General features: G+C 40.3%; 16 protein-coding genes. 10 read left to right on the forward strand and 6 right to left on the reverse strand.

What is annotated here, in order from left to right; all coding sequences use genetic code 11:
• Positions 1–40: 40 nt before the first annotated feature.
• Positions 41–670, reverse strand: coding sequence for a response regulator transcription factor (locus JI723_RS05250; protein ID WP_272580255.1), 630 nt, complete (start codon positions 668–670; stop codon positions 41–43).
• 489 nt (positions 671–1,159) lie between these two features.
• On the opposite strand from JI723_RS05250, the gene JI723_RS05255 reads away from it, so the two are divergent.
• Positions 1,160–2,155 carry a LacI family DNA-binding transcriptional regulator gene (locus JI723_RS05255; protein ID WP_272580254.1) on the forward strand — a complete coding sequence of 332 codons (996 nt, stop codon included), beginning with the start codon at positions 1,160–1,162 and terminating at the stop codon, positions 2,153–2,155.
• A 36-nt stretch (positions 2,156–2,191) separates the two neighbouring features.
• Here JI723_RS05255 and JI723_RS05260 read toward each other — a convergent pair whose 3' ends face one another.
• Positions 2,192–3,646: a glycoside hydrolase family 32 protein gene (locus JI723_RS05260; protein ID WP_272580253.1), complete on the reverse strand. Its 1,455-nt coding sequence runs from the start codon at positions 3,644–3,646 to the stop codon at positions 2,192–2,194.
• A gap of 207 nt (positions 3,647–3,853) precedes the next feature.
• Between JI723_RS05260 and JI723_RS05265 the strand changes: the two genes are divergently transcribed.
• From JI723_RS05265 to purT, 3 genes are all read left to right on the forward strand, one after another.
• Complete coding sequence (locus tag JI723_RS05265; protein ID WP_337979825.1) at positions 3,854–4,798, forward strand: aminoimidazole riboside kinase; 945 nt, start codon at positions 3,854–3,856, stop codon at positions 4,796–4,798.
• A 218-nt stretch (positions 4,799–5,016) separates the two neighbouring features.
• Entirely contained in the window at positions 5,017–5,943 is a 927-nt protein-coding gene (rarD, locus tag JI723_RS05270) for an EamA family transporter RarD (protein ID WP_337979826.1), read from the forward strand.
• Between the two features lie 108 nt (positions 5,944–6,051).
• Complete coding sequence (gene purT / locus JI723_RS05275) at positions 6,052–7,230, forward strand: formate-dependent phosphoribosylglycinamide formyltransferase (RefSeq protein ID WP_337979827.1); 1,179 nt, start codon at positions 6,052–6,054, stop codon at positions 7,228–7,230.
• Between the two features lie 116 nt (positions 7,231–7,346).
• On the opposite strand, the gene JI723_RS05280 is transcribed toward purT, so the two are convergent.
• Positions 7,347–8,954, reverse strand: a complete 1,608-nt coding sequence (locus JI723_RS05280) for a GMC family oxidoreductase (RefSeq protein ID WP_337979828.1) — start codon at positions 8,952–8,954, stop codon at positions 7,347–7,349.
• A 315-nt stretch (positions 8,955–9,269) separates the two neighbouring features.
• Here JI723_RS05280 and JI723_RS05285 point away from each other — a divergent pair, with 315 nt between their 5' ends.
• From JI723_RS05285 to yjiA, 4 genes are all read left to right on the forward strand, one after another.
• Positions 9,270–9,761 (forward strand): WG repeat-containing protein, encoded by a 492-nt coding sequence (locus tag JI723_RS05285; protein ID WP_337979829.1) that lies wholly within the window; start codon positions 9,270–9,272, stop codon positions 9,759–9,761.
• 352 nt (positions 9,762–10,113) lie between these two features.
• Positions 10,114–12,264, forward strand: coding sequence for a carbon starvation CstA family protein (locus JI723_RS05290; RefSeq protein ID WP_140181495.1), 2,151 nt, complete (start codon positions 10,114–10,116; stop codon positions 12,262–12,264).
• A gap of 77 nt (positions 12,265–12,341) precedes the next feature.
• Positions 12,342–12,545 (forward strand): YbdD/YjiX family protein, encoded by a 204-nt coding sequence (locus JI723_RS05295; RefSeq protein WP_036955629.1) that lies wholly within the window; start codon positions 12,342–12,344, stop codon positions 12,543–12,545.
• A gap of 21 nt (positions 12,546–12,566) precedes the next feature.
• Entirely contained in the window at positions 12,567–13,529 is a 963-nt protein-coding gene (gene yjiA / locus JI723_RS05300) for a GTPase (protein ID WP_070927761.1), read from the forward strand.
• A gap of 90 nt (positions 13,530–13,619) precedes the next feature.
• Here the strand turns inward: yjiA and JI723_RS05305 are convergent, their stop codons facing one another.
• Positions 13,620–14,933 (reverse strand): L-cysteine desulfidase family protein, encoded by a 1,314-nt coding sequence (locus JI723_RS05305; RefSeq protein WP_140181497.1) that lies wholly within the window; start codon positions 14,931–14,933, stop codon positions 13,620–13,622.
• A 205-nt stretch (positions 14,934–15,138) separates the two neighbouring features.
• Positions 15,139–16,485 carry an MATE family efflux transporter gene (locus tag JI723_RS05310; RefSeq protein ID WP_070927756.1) on the reverse strand — a complete coding sequence of 449 codons (1,347 nt, stop codon included), beginning with the start codon at positions 16,483–16,485 and terminating at the stop codon, positions 15,139–15,141.
• A gap of 226 nt (positions 16,486–16,711) precedes the next feature.
• On the opposite strand from JI723_RS05310, the gene JI723_RS05315 reads away from it, so the two are divergent.
• Both JI723_RS05315 and JI723_RS05320 read left to right on the forward strand, forming a co-directional pair.
• Positions 16,712–17,608, forward strand: coding sequence for a diaminopimelate dehydrogenase (locus JI723_RS05315; protein WP_140185824.1), 897 nt, complete (start codon positions 16,712–16,714; stop codon positions 17,606–17,608).
• A 153-nt stretch (positions 17,609–17,761) separates the two neighbouring features.
• Positions 17,762–18,493: a hypothetical protein gene (locus JI723_RS05320; protein WP_070927753.1), complete on the forward strand. Its 732-nt coding sequence runs from the start codon at positions 17,762–17,764 to the stop codon at positions 18,491–18,493.
• Positions 18,494–18,543: 50 nt separating this feature from the next.
• On the opposite strand, the gene JI723_RS05325 is transcribed toward JI723_RS05320, so the two are convergent.
• Positions 18,544–19,371: a phosphoenolpyruvate hydrolase family protein gene (locus JI723_RS05325; protein WP_070927751.1), complete on the reverse strand. Its 828-nt coding sequence runs from the start codon at positions 19,369–19,371 to the stop codon at positions 18,544–18,546.
• Positions 19,372–19,452: the final 81 nt, after the last annotated feature.

Consider the following 19,452-nt stretch of genomic DNA (forward strand, 5'->3'; position numbering starts at 1 on the left):
TAAATTAATATATTTTTCAGTAGATTTACTTATTATTGGTTCATGAATATCTAGAGTAAGTGTTTATGTATTCATATTCTTGAATTAATTGTGGTAAAGATTTTATCCCAAGTTTGGTATAAATATTTGACCTGTGAACTTCAACGGTTCTTGGTGATAGAGCAAGTTTCTCAGCAGTTTCTTTACTGGTATTTCCTTCTAAAATCATATCCATAATCTCTTTTTCACGATTAGAGAGTCTGTCAAATTTATCGGTTAACTCAGTGAATTTTTTAAGTTCTTCATATTCACTCATGAATTGCTCCATAGCATTACTTACTGAGTGTGCAATATCTGAATCTTTAAATGGAAATGAGAAAAAGTCGAAGGCACCAGATTTAAAACTTTCGCGACAGAGCTCTAAAGAGGGCTTTTCGGAGAAAACTATAAAGGGAATAATACCGAAGTAAGTATTGATATTGCTCAACCTACCAATATGATTACTTTCACTATTTAAGAATATTAATACGCACTCTTTTGCTCCTTCTTCATCAGGGTACGTATAATTACTTGTAAATAAATCTTCATCATTATAGAACTTAAAATTGAACCCAAAAGATTCCATCATTGGTTTCAGCTTATTCTTAATGACATTATCGCTTTCTATGATTACGTGAATGGTGTTATTCATCACCATACTCCTGTTACACTGATTTGATATTCATATAAATTCAAAAAAATACGTTTAACCGATAGCGAAGTAAGCCTATGGTAATATTTTCTCGCTAATTTTTTAGTTTTATTATTAATGTATTTATGAACCTTTACTGACCTTAATTTATATTATATTTCACAGCTAGATAAATTTAATATAAAAGTAGAATTAATGGTTAATATTTGTGTCAGTAAGTAAGAAATAATAAATACCTAGCGGGATATGTAAGTGTTTTTACTTATCCTTAGGTTTGGCTACTTTAATATTTTAGATATGTTATAAAATTTTTTTACACATTGGAATGATAATATCTCAAAATAGTAGTCATAAAAAGCACTAGCGCTAGATTTTGTGTAGTTTCATTTGTAATGATTACGTGATTGCTGAATAAGATGGTAGATGATTTTTATCTCTATCATGTTAGAATTTTCATTTACTATTACATAGCTGAGTGAAAATACTTAAATGGCTTCTTTAAAAGATGTAGCTCGACTTGCTAATGTTTCATTGATGACAGTCTCAAGAGCTATCAATAACCCTGAGCTTCTGAAACCTGAGACCCTTAAGCAGGTACAGGAAGCCATTCGAAACCTTAATTATGTCCCTGACTTTTCAGCTCGAAAAATTCGAGGCAAAGGATCAAAAGTATCAACAGTAGGCGTTTTAGCTCTCGATACTGCGACTACACCCTATTCTGTTGAGATTATTCTTTCAATAGAACAGACGGCAAGGCAATTTGGATGGAGTAGCTTTGTGGTCAACATCACATCAAATGAAGACAATGAGCGAGCAGTAAGGCAATTATTATCTCAGCGGCCTGATGGTATTATTTATACTACGATGGGGTTAAGGGAAGTTTCTATTCCTGAGGGGCTACATAAAAACCATTTAGTACTAGCTAACTGTATTGATGTACAAAAGCGGTTACCGGCGTATATACCTGATGATTACAACGGGCAATATAATGCTATGCGCAAATTAATCGAAAAAGGTTACCGGAAACCATTATGTTTATATATACCAAAAGAAACGTTAGCCGGAAATATACGTAGAAAAGCAGTTGAGTCAGCTTGGTGTGATGCTGGGTTCGCCACTGAGGTATTACAACAGTATCATTTAGCGATGGGCGATGAGCATTATCTCGATGTGGTTGGATTGATTAATAATCATTGTAAAAATGGCCAACCTGATTTTGATGTTGTGGTGTGTGGTAATGACCGTATTGCTTTTTTAGCTTATCAAGTGTTATTGGGCAAAGGGATCCACATTCCAAAAGATGTGGCAGTATTGGGATATGACAATATGATTGGCGTTGGTGAGTTATTTTATCCACCACTAACAACGGTTGTGTTACCTCATTATCAATTAGGGGAACAAGCTGCATTACATATCATTGAGCAACGGAAAAATAATGGTACTCAATATGTTGCATGTGATTTATTAGAAAGGTCATCAATTTAAGGGAACGCTTATTAGCAAACGTCCCCCTTAAAAATATTATTCAACAGCTTTGTTGAGTCGCCATAAAGTCGCTTTGAGTAATTTTGCCGATTGGTTAATCGCAAATAATGTTAAAGCACGTTGGTTTTTTTGTGGATATATACGGCTAGTAAAACAAATTTCCCCCTCATTGATAAATACTTCAAGACTTGATTTGTCAATGAATGCATGGATTTTTAGCTGGCGAGTTTGCGGTAAAGCCGCACTGCGATAATCACTGATTGTATGCTCAGGGTAGTGGCGAGCTAAAACAAGTTGCTGTGATTGGCCATCAATAAAAAATTGAGCACCATTACCAACCCAAAACCCAAATTTCTCCGCGGGGCTATTTTCTAAATCCCAAATTAACTCAACTTCACAAGCTGTCGCATCTTCAAGTAGCATAATTTGGGTGTTTTTTTCAAATATACAAGGTTCAATCTCTATGGCCGATTGGCGAAGAGTGGCGAGTTCTTTAATTGGATTAACGTAGACTTTGCCTTGATCGCTTAATGTGAGTTCTCTCGGAAGAGTCAAACAACCGGACCAACCATGAGGTTTTGATGGCATATGGCTTTCCCACATATCCATCCATGCAATGGCAATACGTCGTCCATCTTTAGATAAAAAAGTTTGTGGCGCATAAAAATCATGTCCATAGTCGATTTCACTAAATTGATTTGTCACTTCGTAACATTGGTTAGGTGACCAGTTACCAACCAGATAACCATTTTGGAAACGATTGCGATATTGATGGTTTTGTGGTTTTTTCCCTTGTGGGGAAAATAGTGTGACAAATTGCTCTCCAAGTGGGAAAAAATCGGGACATTCCCACATATAGACATTTTTATCGTCTGTTTTGGCAAGTATTTGGTAATCTTCAGACCAATTAAATAGATCATAACTATGAAAAAGTAGGACCTGCCCTAGGTCAGAACTATCTCTTGCTCCAACAACCATCCACCAACGCGAATCTTGATACCATACCTTTGGGTCACGAAAATGCATATAGCCTTCAGGTGAGGGGAGCACGACACCTTTTTTTTCAAAATGGATGCCATCATCGCTAACTGCTAAGCACTGTGCCTGATAAATTTGGCTATCATCACCGACGTCTGATAGCCAAATGTGTCCTGTATAAAATAAATACAACTTTCCATCATGGCTGACGGCAGATCCTGAAAAGCACCCATCGCGATCGTACTGCTCACCCGGTGCGAGTGCTATTGGTTGGTGTTGCCAATGAACCATGTCTTTGCTCGTAGCATGTCCCCAGTGCATTGGTCCCCAGTCTGCACTGTAGGGGTGATGTTGATAGAATGCATGATACAGACCATTATGATAAATAAGTCCATTTGGATCATTTAGCCAACCTGCGTAGGTCGCAAGGTGATATTCAGGATAAAACTGCTTATCAAGGGATAATCGAGCAGTTTCAAGTGCTATCGTTGCTTGTTCAATACGCTGTTTCATCAATATTCCTTTTATTTTCAAAATCAATTTTTGGCAAAGCTCACTTCTTTGTATATCCCTAAATATAACGAAGGGGGGATATAACACGTGCGTTGATATTGCTTTTTATTTATACTGCTAGTTATTGATGTTAACGTTAACAAGTTTGTATTTCTAGTGATAATTATCGTAAATGATCGCTAAGTTAGATCTTAGAAAGGAGAAATCATGAAAGTTTGGTCTTTAGGTGATGCGGTTGTTGATTTGATCCCTTTACAGAATATGCAATATGAGGCCTGTGCGGGGGGGGCTCCAGTAAATGTCGCGGCTGGGATCGCTAAATTAGGGCAATCTAGTGGTTTTATTGGTCGAGTAGGGGAAGATGCATTTGGTCATTTTATGCAAAAAACCTTATTTGATTTGGGCGTTGATACCTCATCAATGGAGTTTGATGAATTACATCGTACTAGCACGGTACTGGTCTCCTTACAGGAAAATGGTGAGCGTGAATTCTCTTTTTTAGTTTCACCTTCCGCAGACCAGTTTCTCAGTAATAAAAATTTACCTATTTTTGACAAAGGTATCTTACATTTTTGTTCACTAGCACTGGTTCATCCAGTTTGTCGAGGTTCATTGCTCGAAGCTATGGATAAGATGAAACAGTCAGAGGGACTATTGAGCTTTGATGTCAATATCCGGCCACAAATGTGGGCTGATCCTATTGAAATGCAAACTACCGTTGAACGGTTTGCTCATCAGGCGGATATCTTAAAATTGTCGGAAGAAGAGCTGTTATGGTTAACTGAAGAAGTCTCTTTTGATATGGCGCTTGAAAAGTTAACGGGTTATCCCGCAAGCTTAAAAATTATTACTCAGGGGGCAAAAGGTTGTGTCGTTTTAACACCTAAGCGGCAGATTGCGATCAGTGCGTATCGCGTTGAAAGTATTGATACGACAGGTGCTGGAGACGCATTTATGGCAGGTTTACTCGCGGCGATATCTCAATTTGGCGTTAATGACAGTGATGAGTATTTTTTAACAATCATCACACAAGCCGCAGCCTGTGGTGCATTAGCAACCACTCGTAAGGGGGCGATCAGTGCAGCCCCTTCTCAAGATGAGTTAGCGGAGTTTATTCGTCAGCAACCACCATTACATATTCGTGAACTTTAAAATTTGATAACAATCATTCATTTAGATAAATAAAGGAGTATCATATATATTCTAAATAATTCGAGGTGCAGCTAGATGATAAGTGTCTGTGTGGTTAGTTGTCATACATAAGTATGTGGAGAGTCGTGAATATACCTAGTCACTCAGACTTTAGTCAAAGTGCTGCAACTTGAAGTATAACAAGCGCCTAATATTGATGAATAAGCTCTGGATTATATATGTTACTCAGATCAGGGATAGCATTGGCTATCTTTTCTTATATTCTTTGGGGGATCACACCACTTTTTTATCGCTTGTTACCGGGCGCTGAGCCTTTAGAGTTGCTGGCTCAGCGGGTGATTTGGTCGGTCCCTTTTTTGTTGTTAATCCGCTTTATTATTAAAAATAAAACACTATGGAAGCAGGTTTGGGCTGATAAGCGCTCAATTATTCTGTGTTTGTTTAGTTCGTCAATCATGGCGATTTCATGGGGAGCCTTTACCTACGCATTAACCCATGGTCAGGTTTTAGCTGCTAGCCTTGGCTATTTTATCAATCCGTTATTTTCGATTTTATTAGGTGTGGTGTTTTTGCATGAAAGATTGGTCGTGGCCGAAAAAATGGCGGTATTACTAATTTTTTCAGGAGTAAGCTTTCAAATTTGGCAATATGGTGAGCTGCCTGTGCTTGCTTTGATTATGGGAAGTGCATTTGCGGTTTATGGCCTGATCCGTAAATTTATCCGTTTTGATGTGATCACTTCTTTGTTTGTTGAAGCGGTTTGGTTATTACCAATTGCTTTTGTGATTATTGGGTGGTTATCTGCGAATGACTTGAGTGCAGTCTTTGCAGGTGATTGGTCTATTAAAATGCTCTATATGTTAGCCGCGCCTGTGACCATTATTCCATTGCTGTTTTTTACGGCAGCAATCAAACGTACTACATTGACTGTCATCGGTTTGGCACAATATATCGAGCCAACTATTCAATTTTTATTAGCTGTATTTTTATTCAATGAATTATTTGATTGGATTAAAGGTGTTAGCTTCTCATTGATTTGGCTAGGGTTATTATGCTGTGTGATTGCTTTACTGCATAAACGTTATACGCAGTATCATAAGCGCGTTGCCTATGTGACAGGGCGTGATAAAACGCCTCAATTATAATAAATAATGAATGTTGTCGATCTGTAGTGGTTTAGGCAATCGTTTGCGTATATACTTTATATGAATCGGTTTGTTAAATTGGCGTTTTTACATACAAGGTTATCTAACATGAATCAATTAGGTACAGCGCTTTGCCCTTCAGCAACAAAAGTTATGTTACTTGGCTCAGGGGAGCTAGGAAAAGAAGTGGCGATCGAGTGCCAGCGTTTAGGGATTGAAGTCATTGCCGTTGATCGTTATGACAATGCGCCTGCGATGCATGTAGCACACCGTAGCTATACGATTAATATGTTAGATGGTAATGCGCTCCGCCAACTGGTCGATAAAGAAAAGCCTGATTTTATTGTGCCTGAAATTGAAGCTATTGCGACCAAAACATTAGTGGAGTTAGAGCAGCTAGGTCAAAAAGTGGTCCCTTCTGCAAACGCGGTTTATTTAACCATGAATCGTGAAGGCATTCGTAGGCTTGCAGCGGAAGAGTTAAAATTGCCAACTTCAGAGTATCGGTTTGTTGAAACTCAAACGGATTTTATCGCAGCGGCTCATGAAATTGGGTTCCCATGTATTGTTAAACCCGTTATGAGTTCGTCAGGTAAAGGGCAGAGTGTTATTCGTCATGAAGCTGAACTTGGAGCTGCTTGGCATTATTCTCAAGAGGGTGGGCGCACGGGCCAAGGCCGTGTCATTGTAGAGAAAATGGTGCATTTTGATTTTGAAATCACTCTGTTAACCATCAGTGCAGTAGATGGCATTCACTTTTGCGCACCAGTCGGTCATCGGCAAGAAAAAGGCGATTATCGTGAATCATGGCAGCCCCAACAGATGAGTGAAACGGCCTTAAAAAATGCACAAGATGCCGCCGCTAAAATTGTTACCGCATTAGGCGGTCATGGCTTATTTGGCGTTGAGCTGTTTGTATGTGGTGATGATGTCATTTTTAATGAAGTTTCCCCTCGCCCTCATGACACTGGAATGGTGACATTAATCTCACAAAATTTATCTGAATTTGCCTTGCATGTACGTGCATTCCTAGGTTTTCCTATCGGCTGTATTCGTCAATATGGATCAAGTGCATCGGCCGTTATTTTGCCTGAATTACACAGTAAAAATGTCGTTTTTGATGATATTGCTGAAGCGTTGGGTTCCGATGTTCAATTACGTTTGTTTGGTAAACCTGAAATAGCAGGAACACGTCGTTTAGGCGTAGCCCTAGCAATTGGCGAGTCGATTGATGATGCGTTAACTATGGCAAAAAAAGCGGCTGCAACTGTTAAGGTTAAGGGCTAATACAGATATTTAAAAATTTATGTAGCTAATAATGAATTGGTAGACTAGAGCAACAAATCATTAATGACGATTTTGCTAAAAATAGCCCGCTTAGTTCAGTCGGGCTATTATTAGGATCAATGATTATCCTCTATAATCATTGCAGCTCCGCGTTCTGCAATCATAATCGTTGGCGCATTGGTATTACCGCTTGGGATTTCAGGCATAACTGAGCAATCGATAACCCGTAATTTATCAATTCCATGAACACGTAAGCGTAAATCAGTGACGGATGTCTCTGTATCTTGCCCCATTCGACAACTGCCCACGGGATGGTAAACGGTTTTACAGAAATTACGTACAAACTCTTCCAATGCCGCCTCATCATGGCGAACTTCTGCTGGTGGCATAAGCAACTGTTGGCTGACGGCTTGCAGTGCTTCAGAGTCAAGGACTTGTAAGCCAAATTTCACTGCACGTTTACAACCTTCTAGATCTTCTTGTCTTGCTAAGTAGTTGGCGTGAATTTTTAGGGAGGCTTGTGGATCTTTACTGCGCAGTAGTAATTCACCGCGAGATTTGGGTTGTAAGTAGCCAACTTTTAACGTGTAGCCGTGTGCTGCTGGAAGCGGTTCTCCGGGAACATCGTCCCAACTGTCTAATATCGGTAAAAAGTGGATCTGTACATCTGGTCGTCCTTGACCACAACTATCAATGAATGCTGCGCCTTCAAGTACGTTTGAAGCGAGTAGCCCACTGCGAAAAGCTAACCACTGAAAACCATGCTTTAGTGCATTTACCCCTTGGTCGGCTCCAAATAGGCTAATTGGTTCTTTAGTTGTCACGTTAATTGACATATGAAGGTGGTCATGAAAGTTTTTGCCAACAGGGAGATCGGCAATCGTCTCGATATCTAATGACGATAAATGTTGTTTAGGGCCAATACCCGACAACATGAGTAGTTTTGCTGAACCCATCGCTCCAGCACAAATAATGACTTCTTGGTTTGCGAAAGCTTCTATTTCGTGGCCATTGTTGCCTTGATAAGCAACACCGACAGCAATGCCATCTTTAATGATGATACGATTAACTTGCTTGTTTAGTTTTAATGTTAGCTTATCACTTTGTGCAACACTTTTTAGATAGGTTTTGGATGTGCTGGCCCTTTCGCCATTCTGTGTTGTGGTTTGATAAAAGCCGACACCTTGCTGGCTTTCGCCGTTTAAATCATTAACATAAGGTAATCCCTGCTCTTGGGCCGCACGTATGAAAGCCATTGACAGTGGATGGCGATAACGGTTTTCACTGACAGGTAGTATGCCATCTGTGCCATGGTATTCATTGGAAAGGCTTTCATTTTTCTCTGCTTTTTTAAACCACGGCAAAACATCTTGATAGCCCCAACCATCACAACCATAGACTTGCGCCCAATTATCGTAATCTTGTTGTTGGCCTCGAATATAAATCATACCGTTAACAGAGCTACTGCCCCCGAGTACTTTACCTTGAGCTATTTGCATTTTTCGGTTGTTGGCATGTGGCTCTGGTTCCGTTTCATAAGGCCAACTTTTTTGTGCAATAATTTTTGCAACACCTGCTGGCATCTTGATATATAAATGATTATCACTACCACCAGCTTCAAGGAGTAGGACTCGTGATTGTGTTTCTTTGATCAGCCTTGCGGCGATCACACAACCTGCGGATCCTGCTCCAACAATAATATAGTCATAGTTTTCCATACGCATTTTTCCCCCAGCAAAATCATTAATTCAACAATTATTTTTCATGTTATTAACAATAACGTTTTGTTTTATTAATGTATGAATAATGTGATGATTATGTGAGTGAGTTCAAAATGATTTAGTCAGGTATATGTTTGTTGAGCTATATACTGTGTTGTTTTCATTTTGGTTTATTTGAGGGTGTTTTTTTCTTATTGGTTATTAATAAGTGAATAACTGTTTATTTTATAATTTGTTTTTTCATTTTTTTCCGAGTTTTTTTGCTAAGAAATCCGCTATATTGCTTACATACTGAAAAATCAATATAGGTGTTAAAGCATGATGTTTAATACGGTCACTCAACGTCTATTTCTACTGGTATCTGTGATGCCCTCTATGCTGTTAGCGAATTCATTACATGAACAATATGTTCAACTTTTGGATGCTCCCGAACAACAGCTCAGTTGTTTCGAACCAGACTCATACTATCAGTATTGTTTAAAAAATATTCCTCATCAGGGGCTATTTGTTATTGATAAGCAAGGAAACAAAGTCTATCAGCCTTATTACTTTGATAACTGGCCTGATGAAGCTAAAGATGGGGTTTATCGCATTCGCCAGGGTAATAAAATCGGTTTTGCTGATGAGAAAACAGGAAATATTGTTATCGAAGCTAAATATGATTGTGCTTATCCATTTGAAAATGGTAAAGCCAATGTTGGTACGGGGTGTCAGCTTGAAACAGATGGAGAGCATAGCTGGTGGGTTGGTGGTGACTGGGTATTGATCGATACTCATGGTCATGTAATAACATCGAGTGAGAAACCATAATATTTAATTTAATTAACAATTAACCTTATTATTATCATTTTATTTAATATGATTAACTTATTGATAATGCATGATTATTGTTAAGTTAATCACACTTCTCCTGTTCTTCTTCCTCTGATAAAACCATTCACAGTGAAAAACTGACCGCTTAATTTCATATGTAACCGCTCGCCCTCTCTTTAGACATTCACAAATGGATATTTCGTAACATAGACACCATGGCAGAGCTCAAATATTAAATAGTCGTTCTGTGATGAGAAAGAGACTCGCTTAGCATTAAATAACTAATAAAATCAATTTGTTATTTAATCTAAAACATAAGAAAGTTCGTTTTACCTCAGAAGGGTGTTCTATGAACAAAAATGGTATTTTAAAGCACATTCCGTGGATGATACTGGGTATCATTGGTGCGGTTTGTCTAGGTGTGGTTGCACTTAGACGTGGGGAACATATTAGTGCGCTATGGATTGTTGTTGCATCTGTGGCGGTCTATCTTATTGCTTATCGTTATTATAGTTTGTACATCGCTAAAAAAGTGATGAAGCTTGATGAAACACGCGCAACACCTGCGGTGATTAATAATGATGGCTTAAACTATGTACCAACAAATAAAAACGTTCTATTCGGTCACCATTTTGCGGCTATCGCTGGTGCGGGACCACTTGTGGGCCCCGTTTTGGCGGCTCAAGTCGGCTACTTACCGGGTACGTTATGGCTATTAGCCGGTGTGGTGCTGGCAGGTGCAGTGCAAGACTTTATGGTGTTGTTTATCTCTTCACGCCGTAACGGTGCATCATTAGGTGAAATTGTTAAGGAAGAGCTAGGGCCGATCCCCGGAACTATTGCCCTTTTTGGCTGTTTCCTCATTATGATCATCATATTAGCCGTGCTGGCACTTATCGTAGTAAAAGCATTGGCAGAAAGTCCATGGGGCGTGTTTACCGTGTGTTCTACTGTGCCAATTGCGCTATTTATGGGGATATACATGCGCTATCTACGGCCGGGGCGAGTCGGTGAAGTTTCAGTTATTGGTATTGTGCTACTGATTTTATCTATCTGGTTCGGTGGTGTGATTGCTCATGACCCATACTGGGGACCAGCGCTAACCTTCAAAGATACTACCATCACTTATGTTTTAGTGGGTTATGCCTTTATTTCTGCGTTATTACCTGTTTGGTTGATTTTGGCACCTCGTGACTATCTGGCAACGTTCCTGAAAATTGGGGTGATTGTTGGATTGGCTGTAGGTATTGTCATCTTAAACCCAGAGCTGAAAATGCCTGCGGTAACTCAGTTTGTTGATGGTACAGGCCCAGTTTGGAAAGGTACCTTGTTCCCATTCTTATTTATTACTATCGCTTGTGGTGCGGTATCTGGATTCCATGCTTTGATTGCATCGGGAACGACACCTAAATTACTAGCTAATGAAAAAGATGCGCGTTATATCGGTTATGGCGCGATGTTAATGGAATCATTTGTTGCGATCATGGCATTAGTTGCAGCCTCAATTATTGAGCCGGGTCTCTATTTTGCGATGAATACTCCTCCTGCTGCTTTGGGCATTACTATGCCAAATCTGCATGAGTTGGGTGGCCCTGATGGCGCAGCAATCTTGGCACAACTGAAAGATGTTTCTGTCCATGCCGCTGCAACAGTCAGCTCGTGGGGCTTTGTGATTTCCCCTGAGCAAATTATGCAAACGGCAAAAGATATTGGGGAACCTTCTGTTCTTAACCGTGCGGGTGGTGCTCCAACTCTAGCTGTAGGTATCGCTTATGTTTTCCATGAAATTATACCTGCGGCAAATATGGGCTTCTGGTATCACTTTGGTATCCTCTTTGAAGCATTATTTATCTTAACTGCCTTGGATGCGGGAACGCGCTCAGGCCGCTTTATGTTACAAGACTTGTTAGGTAACTTTGTGCCAGTTCTGAAAAAAACAGATTCATTATTGGCGGGTATCATAGGTACAGCAGGCTGTGTAGGCTTGTGGGGTTATCTGTTATATCAAGGCGTTGTTGACCCACTTGGTGGTGTGAAGAGCCTGTGGCCTTTATTTGGTATTTCAAACCAAATGTTAGCGGCTGTTGCATTGGTTCTGAGTACCGTGGTGTTAATTAAAATGAAGCGCAGTAAGTATATTTATGTGACTGTGTTGCCAGCGGTTTGGTTATTGATTTGTACCACTTGGGCATTAGGTCTGAAATTGTTCAGTGATAACCCTCAACTTGAAGGTTTCCTATATCTGGCAAAATCTTACAAAGAGAAAATCGCAGCAGGTGGTGCTGATCTAACAGCACAACAAATCACAGACATGAATCACATAATTATCAATAACTATACTAATGCGGGTCTGAGTATTCTGTTCTTAGTTGTTGTCTACGGTATTATTTTCTATGGTATTAGAACGGCAATGAAGGCATATAAAAACCCGAATCGTACTGATGCAGAAACACCGTATGTACCAGTTCCTAAAGAGGGTGTGAAAACATCGTCACATTAATCTTTAGTCGATATTGATAATAGGGTGCCCTGCATTGCTATCAACGCGATGCAGGGCATTTGTCTTGGAGTGATATGATGTTTGGAAATTTAGGCAAGACAGGTAAATACCTTGGGCAAGCGGCTCGTATGTTGGTCGGGATCCCAGACTATGATACCTATGTACAACATATGAAAGATAACCATCCAGATAAACCTGTGATGACGTATAAAGAATTTTTTCGTGAGCGCCAAGATGCGCGTTATGGTGGAAGTGGTAAAGGCGGATTTCGCTGTTGTTAACAAATAATGTAAGAGGACGATATGAAACCGATCTCAGTAACGATCTTAACGGGATTTCTCGGTGCGGGGAAAACCACTTTATTGCGTCATATCTTGCAGGCGGATCACGGCCATAAAATCGCGGTGATTGAAAATGAATTTGGCGAAGTGCCGATTGATAATGCATTAATTGGTGATCGTGCAACGCAAATTACCACTCTCAGTAACGGTTGTATTTGTTGCAGTCGTTCAAATGAGTTGGAAAATGCGTTGTTAGATTTACTTGATGGTTTAGATAGCGGCAATATCAATTTTGACCGCTTGGTGATTGAATGCACAGGAATGGCTGATCCAGGGCCGATCACTCAAACTTTTTTCTCACACGAAGTCCTTTGTGAACGCTTTTTATTAGATGGCATTATCACCTTAGTAGATGCAGTACATGCTGATAAGCAATTGAATGATTTTGCAATTGCACAAGCTCAAGTTGGCTATGCAGATCGTATTTTACTTACCAAAACAGATATTCAGCCTGATCATGAAGCGTTGACAGAGCGTCTACAGCGTATTAATGCACGAGCGCCTATCTATCCAGTGATCCATGGCGATATTAATCTTGATTTATTATTTAATGTGCAAGGCTTCTTACTCGATTCTCAACTAAAAGTCTCACAGCCAACGTTCCGTTTTACCCCAAAACAGTCTAATGAAGTCGGTTCAATTGTTGTTGAATTTGATTACCCTGTAGAGTTAATGGCGGTTTCACAAGTCATGGAAGAATTGCTCTTAGGCTTCGCTGATAACCTATTGCGTTATAAAGGTATTTTATCGATTAAAGATGAACCTAAGCGGCTATTGTTCCAAGGCGTACAACGGCTTTATAGTGCTGACTGGGATCGTGATTGGCAACAAAATGAGCCTAGACGTAGCGTGTTAGTATTCATTGGGGTTAATTTACCAGAACAGCAAATTCGTGAAAAATTTGCACAATTACAAATAAATTAACACTTTTAGGCAATATTTTGCTGTCGCCAAATCAGATAAAAAACAGGCAATTGAGGTAGAACAATTGCCTGTAGTGGGGGAGTTAATCAGTTATCGTGCTTTCGCTGCCATTATTTCAATAATTTGTACGTCGGTATGGCGCATTGACCCTGTTGCTAAAGAACATAAATTGCTGATCGATTGGTCAACATCATCAGACACAATTCCATCAGAACCTCTTACACAGCTATTATCGAGTGCCATTAATACAGCTTTATAAGCGGCGCTAGCGCTGGTTGATACTTTCATGGCACAGCTATTGGATGCCCCATCACAGATCATGCCACTCACATCGCCAATCATACTACTGATCGCCATGGCAACCACTTCATAACGGGACTCAAGCAACCATGCAATACCTGCGGCAGCCCCCATCGCTGCGGTGGTAGCCGCACACAGTGCAGAAAGAGCGGGTAATTGATTATGAATATAGATAGCCATTAAATGAGATAACATTAAGGCTCTTGCAAGCTGCTCCTCTGTAGATTGCAAATAGTCTGCGGTGACGACCACTGGCATGGTTGCTGCGATCCCTTGGTTACCCGATCCTGAATTACTCATTGCCGGTAGGATTGCTCCTCCCATACGCGCATCGGATGCCGCGGAGGTGCGGATCATTATCTCTGATAATAAATCTTTTGATAATAAACCGCGATCACGTTGTGTTTGCAGTGTTTTGCCGATGTGTAACCCGTACACATTGCGTAAGCCTTCTTGTGATAAGGCATCATTTAACTGTGCTGCTTCTAAGATAAAACGAATATCTTCAAAGGGGGCTTGTGTTGCGAATTGATAAACCGCCTTCGCCGTAATTGGTGGAAGTGTCACATCAGCGGCGCAGTCAACAGGGAAGTCTTCTGAATGCTCTTTTTGGGTAAGATCAAAAATCACCTTGTCATTTTTAATCACTTTTACCACATGGGTATGAGAGCCTGCAATAATCACGGTTGCAGAACCTTGTGTTGTAAACACAGTTGCTTCTGAATACACCACATCATCACAAGGCTGTTTAATATCAACAGTAATTAAGCCTTGAGCAAGCATGGTTTTGCTAAGCTCTATTGCCGATGCGGACGCTGATTTTAATACCTCAAGTCCTGCTTTATCATCGCCACCTATGGCGCCAAGTGCTGCTGCAATAGGCAGTCCTACCATACCGGTTCCCGGAACGGTAACCCCCATACCATTTTTCATTAGGTTAGGTGAAACAAATGCGGTTACTCGGGTCACTTCACCACCCACACACGCAGCGGCTTTCGCTGCGGCTAGCGCAAGAGAAATTGGTTCAGTACAGCCCAATGCAGGCTTTACTTCTTGTTTTACTGCATTAATAAAGTATTGCCATAGGGGAAATTGAGCTTGCATAGTGAGTACCCTTAAAAACAGCGATTTAATAGGGGTATTTTAAATAAAAATCAGGAGAAAATTTTCATTATGTTAGAGTGGAAAGAAGGATTTTAGAGAATATTTTGCTGCAATATTATTATATTGAAGAAATTTTTTTTGAGTTTGATGTTTATCACAAAAAACCTACCTAATACAATTAGGTAGGTTTTCATTATGGGACAGATTAATTTTCCAAATCCAAACGCTTAGTTTGCCATTTACGAGAGCGCCAACGCCATGCATTGGTTAATCCACGTAGCCACTCATCAGCGAAGAAACCGAGCCAGATCCCAAGTAGACCCATCTCCATTTTGATACCAAGGAAATAACCTAGTGGGATAGCCACACCCCACATAAAGATGATTGCAGTACACAGCGGGAAACGAGCGTCTCCAGAGGCTCTAAGTGCGTTAACCATCACGATGTTGATCGTTCTACCGGGTTCTAAAAAGACAGATAATAAGAACAAAGGGAGTAGTAGATTGACAATATTTTGATCTTCGGTCAGATTCTCAAGGATTGGCCCACGGAATAACCAAAAGAAAAACACAACCCCAATGGTGACATAAAAGCCCATTTTTAAGCTTTTTACGCCACGATGATAGGCATCGTTAAAGCGTTTGGCTCCAACAAGATGACCCACCATAATCTCATTACCAATACTAATGGAAATCCCAAATAGCATAATAAACAGAGATAGCTGGAAATAGAGTGTTTGTGCTGCAAGGGAGTTTTCACCCATTAAGCCGATAAATGCGGAGGCGGTCATAAAGTGCAGGATCCACACAAGGTTTTCTCCTGCAGATGGCAAGCCGATATGCAAAATTTTGCCCAGCATATTGCGTGACCAGTGTATTAGCAGCTTTGGCGTAAACTTAATTCTTAACCCATAGAATAACAGGCAAAATAGTAGAATAGCGGCGACAATACGACCCACTACGGTTGACCATGCAACTCCTTCGAGTCCGTATTGTGGTAGGCCAAAGAAGCCATACAATACAATGATATTACCTAATACAGTAATTACGTTGGCAATTAATGTTACCCACATTGCAGGTTGTGCTTTCCCATAGACACGTAAGCAAGCTGCAAGAATGATGGAAATGGCTTCAGGGATCAAACAGATGCCAAGAATATGTAAATAGGCGTAACCATCATCCATTAAATGTGAAGGCATATTCATGACGCTGAGAATTTTATAGCCAAAGAATAAGATAATCAGCGCACTGGAAAGCCCCAAAATAAAGTTAAATGCAATAGAAATATGGATAGCTTGATTGGCTTTTTCTCGTCGTCCTGCGCCGAGATATTGAGCAATAACAACACTACATCCCACACTAATAAAGCTAAATATGGTAATAAAAAGATCAAATACCTGATTCCCAACCCCCATTGCTGCGAGGTAGGCAGTTGAAACGTGGCTAACCATGTAGGTATTGATAAGTAATGTGGCCAAATGAAGAAAAATATCAATAAATATTGGCCAACTGAGAGAAAAGAGTGATCTCTCAGTGACATCAGATTGATGCATTGAGAACCTTCAAAATAATATTAGTAATGTTATCTGGATAAAATTATATAAGTCAGAAAAGCCGGCTGATTCTACCCGCATTTTATCTTAGATAACAGAGTCTAATGATCCTTATTTGCTGGAAGGTTAATCTTTTGTTTAATTTTGATGATTCTGCTAAGTTAAGGCGATTGGTAACGATTGATATCAATACAAAAAACAACATCAGAACGGTAAAGGAGTGACAATGACAAAAATTAAAGCTGCGATAGTGGGGTATGGTAATATCGGCCGTTACGCACTCGAAGCCGTGCTAGCTGCGGAAGATTTTGAGCTGGTTGGCGTAGTTCGTCGTAATATTCAAGATATCCCAACTGAATTAGCAGCGTATACAGTCGTTGATGATATTGAAAAACTCGGTAAAGTTGATGTGGCACTACTGTGCTCTCCGACACGTGCCATTGGTGATTTAGCTGAAAAGATCCTCAGCCTTGGGATCAACACGGTGGATAGCTTTGATGTGCATTCAGATATTGTGGCACTAAAAAAGCGTCTCGATAACGTCGCCAAACAACATAATCGTGTAGCAGTTGTTTCCGCAGGTTGGGATCCAGGCTCTGATTCAATTTTACGTACATTAATGTTAGCTATGGCTCCTAAAGGCGTCACATTCACCAACTTTGGTCCTGGAATGAGTATGGGTCACAGTGTAGCGGCTAAAGCCATTGCAGGTGTCAAAGACGCATTATCAGTAACCATCCCTCTAGGTACGGGCGTTCATCGCCGTATGGTTTACATAGAGTTAGAGGCGGGTGCGAATTTTAATGATGTTGCAAAAGCGATCAAAGCAGACAGCTATTTCGCCTCTGATGAAACACATATTCGCCAAGTTGATAGTGTGGATGAATTAAAAGATGTTGGTCATGGCGTCCATATGACCCATAAAGGGGTGTCTGGAGCTACGCATAATCAACTATTTGAATATTCGATGCGTATAAATAACCCTGCGCTGACGTCACAATTTATGGTTTCCGCGGCGAGAGCATCGATGAAACAGACGTCAGGTGCTTATACTGTCATTGAAATTCCACCGGTTAATTTCTTACAAGGTGATCTTGATAATTTGATTGCTAAGTTAGTCTAATACTGGATGGCATGATTGCCATAAATATACTCATTATACTTCAAGTTGCAGCGTCGTTCGTTAAGCTATAGTGACTACGCTCACTCGAATTATCTAGAGTATGCATTCATGCCGCTTACGCTTTTAATTGCAGTATTTCATTGAGTGTATAACATGGCTAAAAGCCCAAACAAAAAAGATAATGCAGATACCAAACCCTTTTTCTCTGCCAGCAACAAACCAGCTAAAAACATAGTAGAAAGCAAACATGCTTTTAGTGTGCTGCGTATGTTGTCAAAAATGATCGGCGTTGGGTTCTCGTTATTTTACGTAGGCTTTATTCTTTCTGTTTGGTTTTTTCCTGAATATTATGATGTCGCACTGATTTATAATTTAACGTTAATTCTAATTTTTGAGTTTATTTTAGTGCACTCAGGCGTTTTCATGTCGATCACGCGTAATATCAAAGTACTCATCTTTTTTGCATTGCTATATGGGCTATTTGCTTTTGCCATTAATTTTGCCGTATTAGGGGATTCACCACTAATCCTTTATTTATACAGTTTTACCGTATTAAATCGCATGATCTATGGGTTAAGCAGCCGAACCGATAAAGAGCGCCAAGAGAACATGGGGTATTCGGCATTGATGGCAATGAACTTTATGTTTTGCATCTGTTTAGTGTTAATGATGTCTTGGTTAGTGCCGTATGGCGGTTTGACCCCTGAGTACCTGAACGCCATTGATTACTATAATTTAATCCCTTCAGGTGGCGAGTTCCCAGAAAAACCGCATATCGCTTTTGCTTTTGGGGTATTGTATTTTGGTTTACCTGTCGTATTGCCATTATTGTTTAAAGTATTAAGCAAAAAAACGGCGCGGTGGAAATGGCAGCAGCAAAAATAAAGCACCTAGTCATAGGTGCTTTGAGTAAATGCCCTGGTGTAGGCTAAATATTAACGCTTAATTGATTTGAATTTTTCTGTTGTTGCGGTTAGTGCGACTTCTGTTGGCAAACGTTCCATTGAGCTTGCACCATAAAAACCATGGCACTCAGGGCAATTTGCTAAAATATATTCTGCATCTTCTGGCGTGGCGATTGGACCACCATGACATAACACAATAACATCATCGCGTACGGCTTTTGCTGCTTTTGCCCAATCATTAATCAATGGGACACAGTCTTTGAGTGTTAACGCGGTTTCTGCACCAATATTACCACCGGTGGTTAGCCCCATATGTGGAACAATAATGTCAGCACCTGCTTCGGTCATCGCGATAGCATCTTCACGGCTAAATACGTATGGTGTAGTGAGTAAGCCTTTTTCATGCGCCAAGCGGATCATATCAACTTCTAACCCATAACCCATTCCTGTTTCTTCAAGGTTAGCGCGAAAATTACCGTCGATCAGACCTACGGTCGGGAAGTTCTGTACTCCAGCAAATCCAGTAGCTTTGAGCTCATCAAGGAAGCGATCGAATTGGCAGAAAGGATCCGTGCCATTCACACCAGCAAGTACAGGCGTGTGTTTAACGACAGGAAGAACTTCTTTTGCCATATCCATCACGATTTCGTTGGCATTACCATAAGCCAGCAGACCAGCCAGTGAACCACGCCCAGCCATGCGATAGCGGCCAGAGTTATAAATAACAATGAGGTCGATGCCACCCGCTTCTTCACATTTTGCTGATAAGCCAGTACCCGCACCGCCGCCGATAATGGGCTCGCCTCTAGCGATCATCTCTTTGAATTTATTCAGTAAGCTTTCGCGATTATGTTTCATTGGTGAACCTCTACTCGTTGTTCAAAATTTCCTGGTGTATTACTCGTCATACTTCAAGTTGCAGCGTTGTTGACTACGCTC

Origin of the sequence: Providencia manganoxydans (genome assembly GCF_016618195.1) — a bacterium.
Classification (GTDB): Bacteria; Pseudomonadota; Gammaproteobacteria; order Enterobacterales; family Enterobacteriaceae; genus Providencia; species Providencia manganoxydans.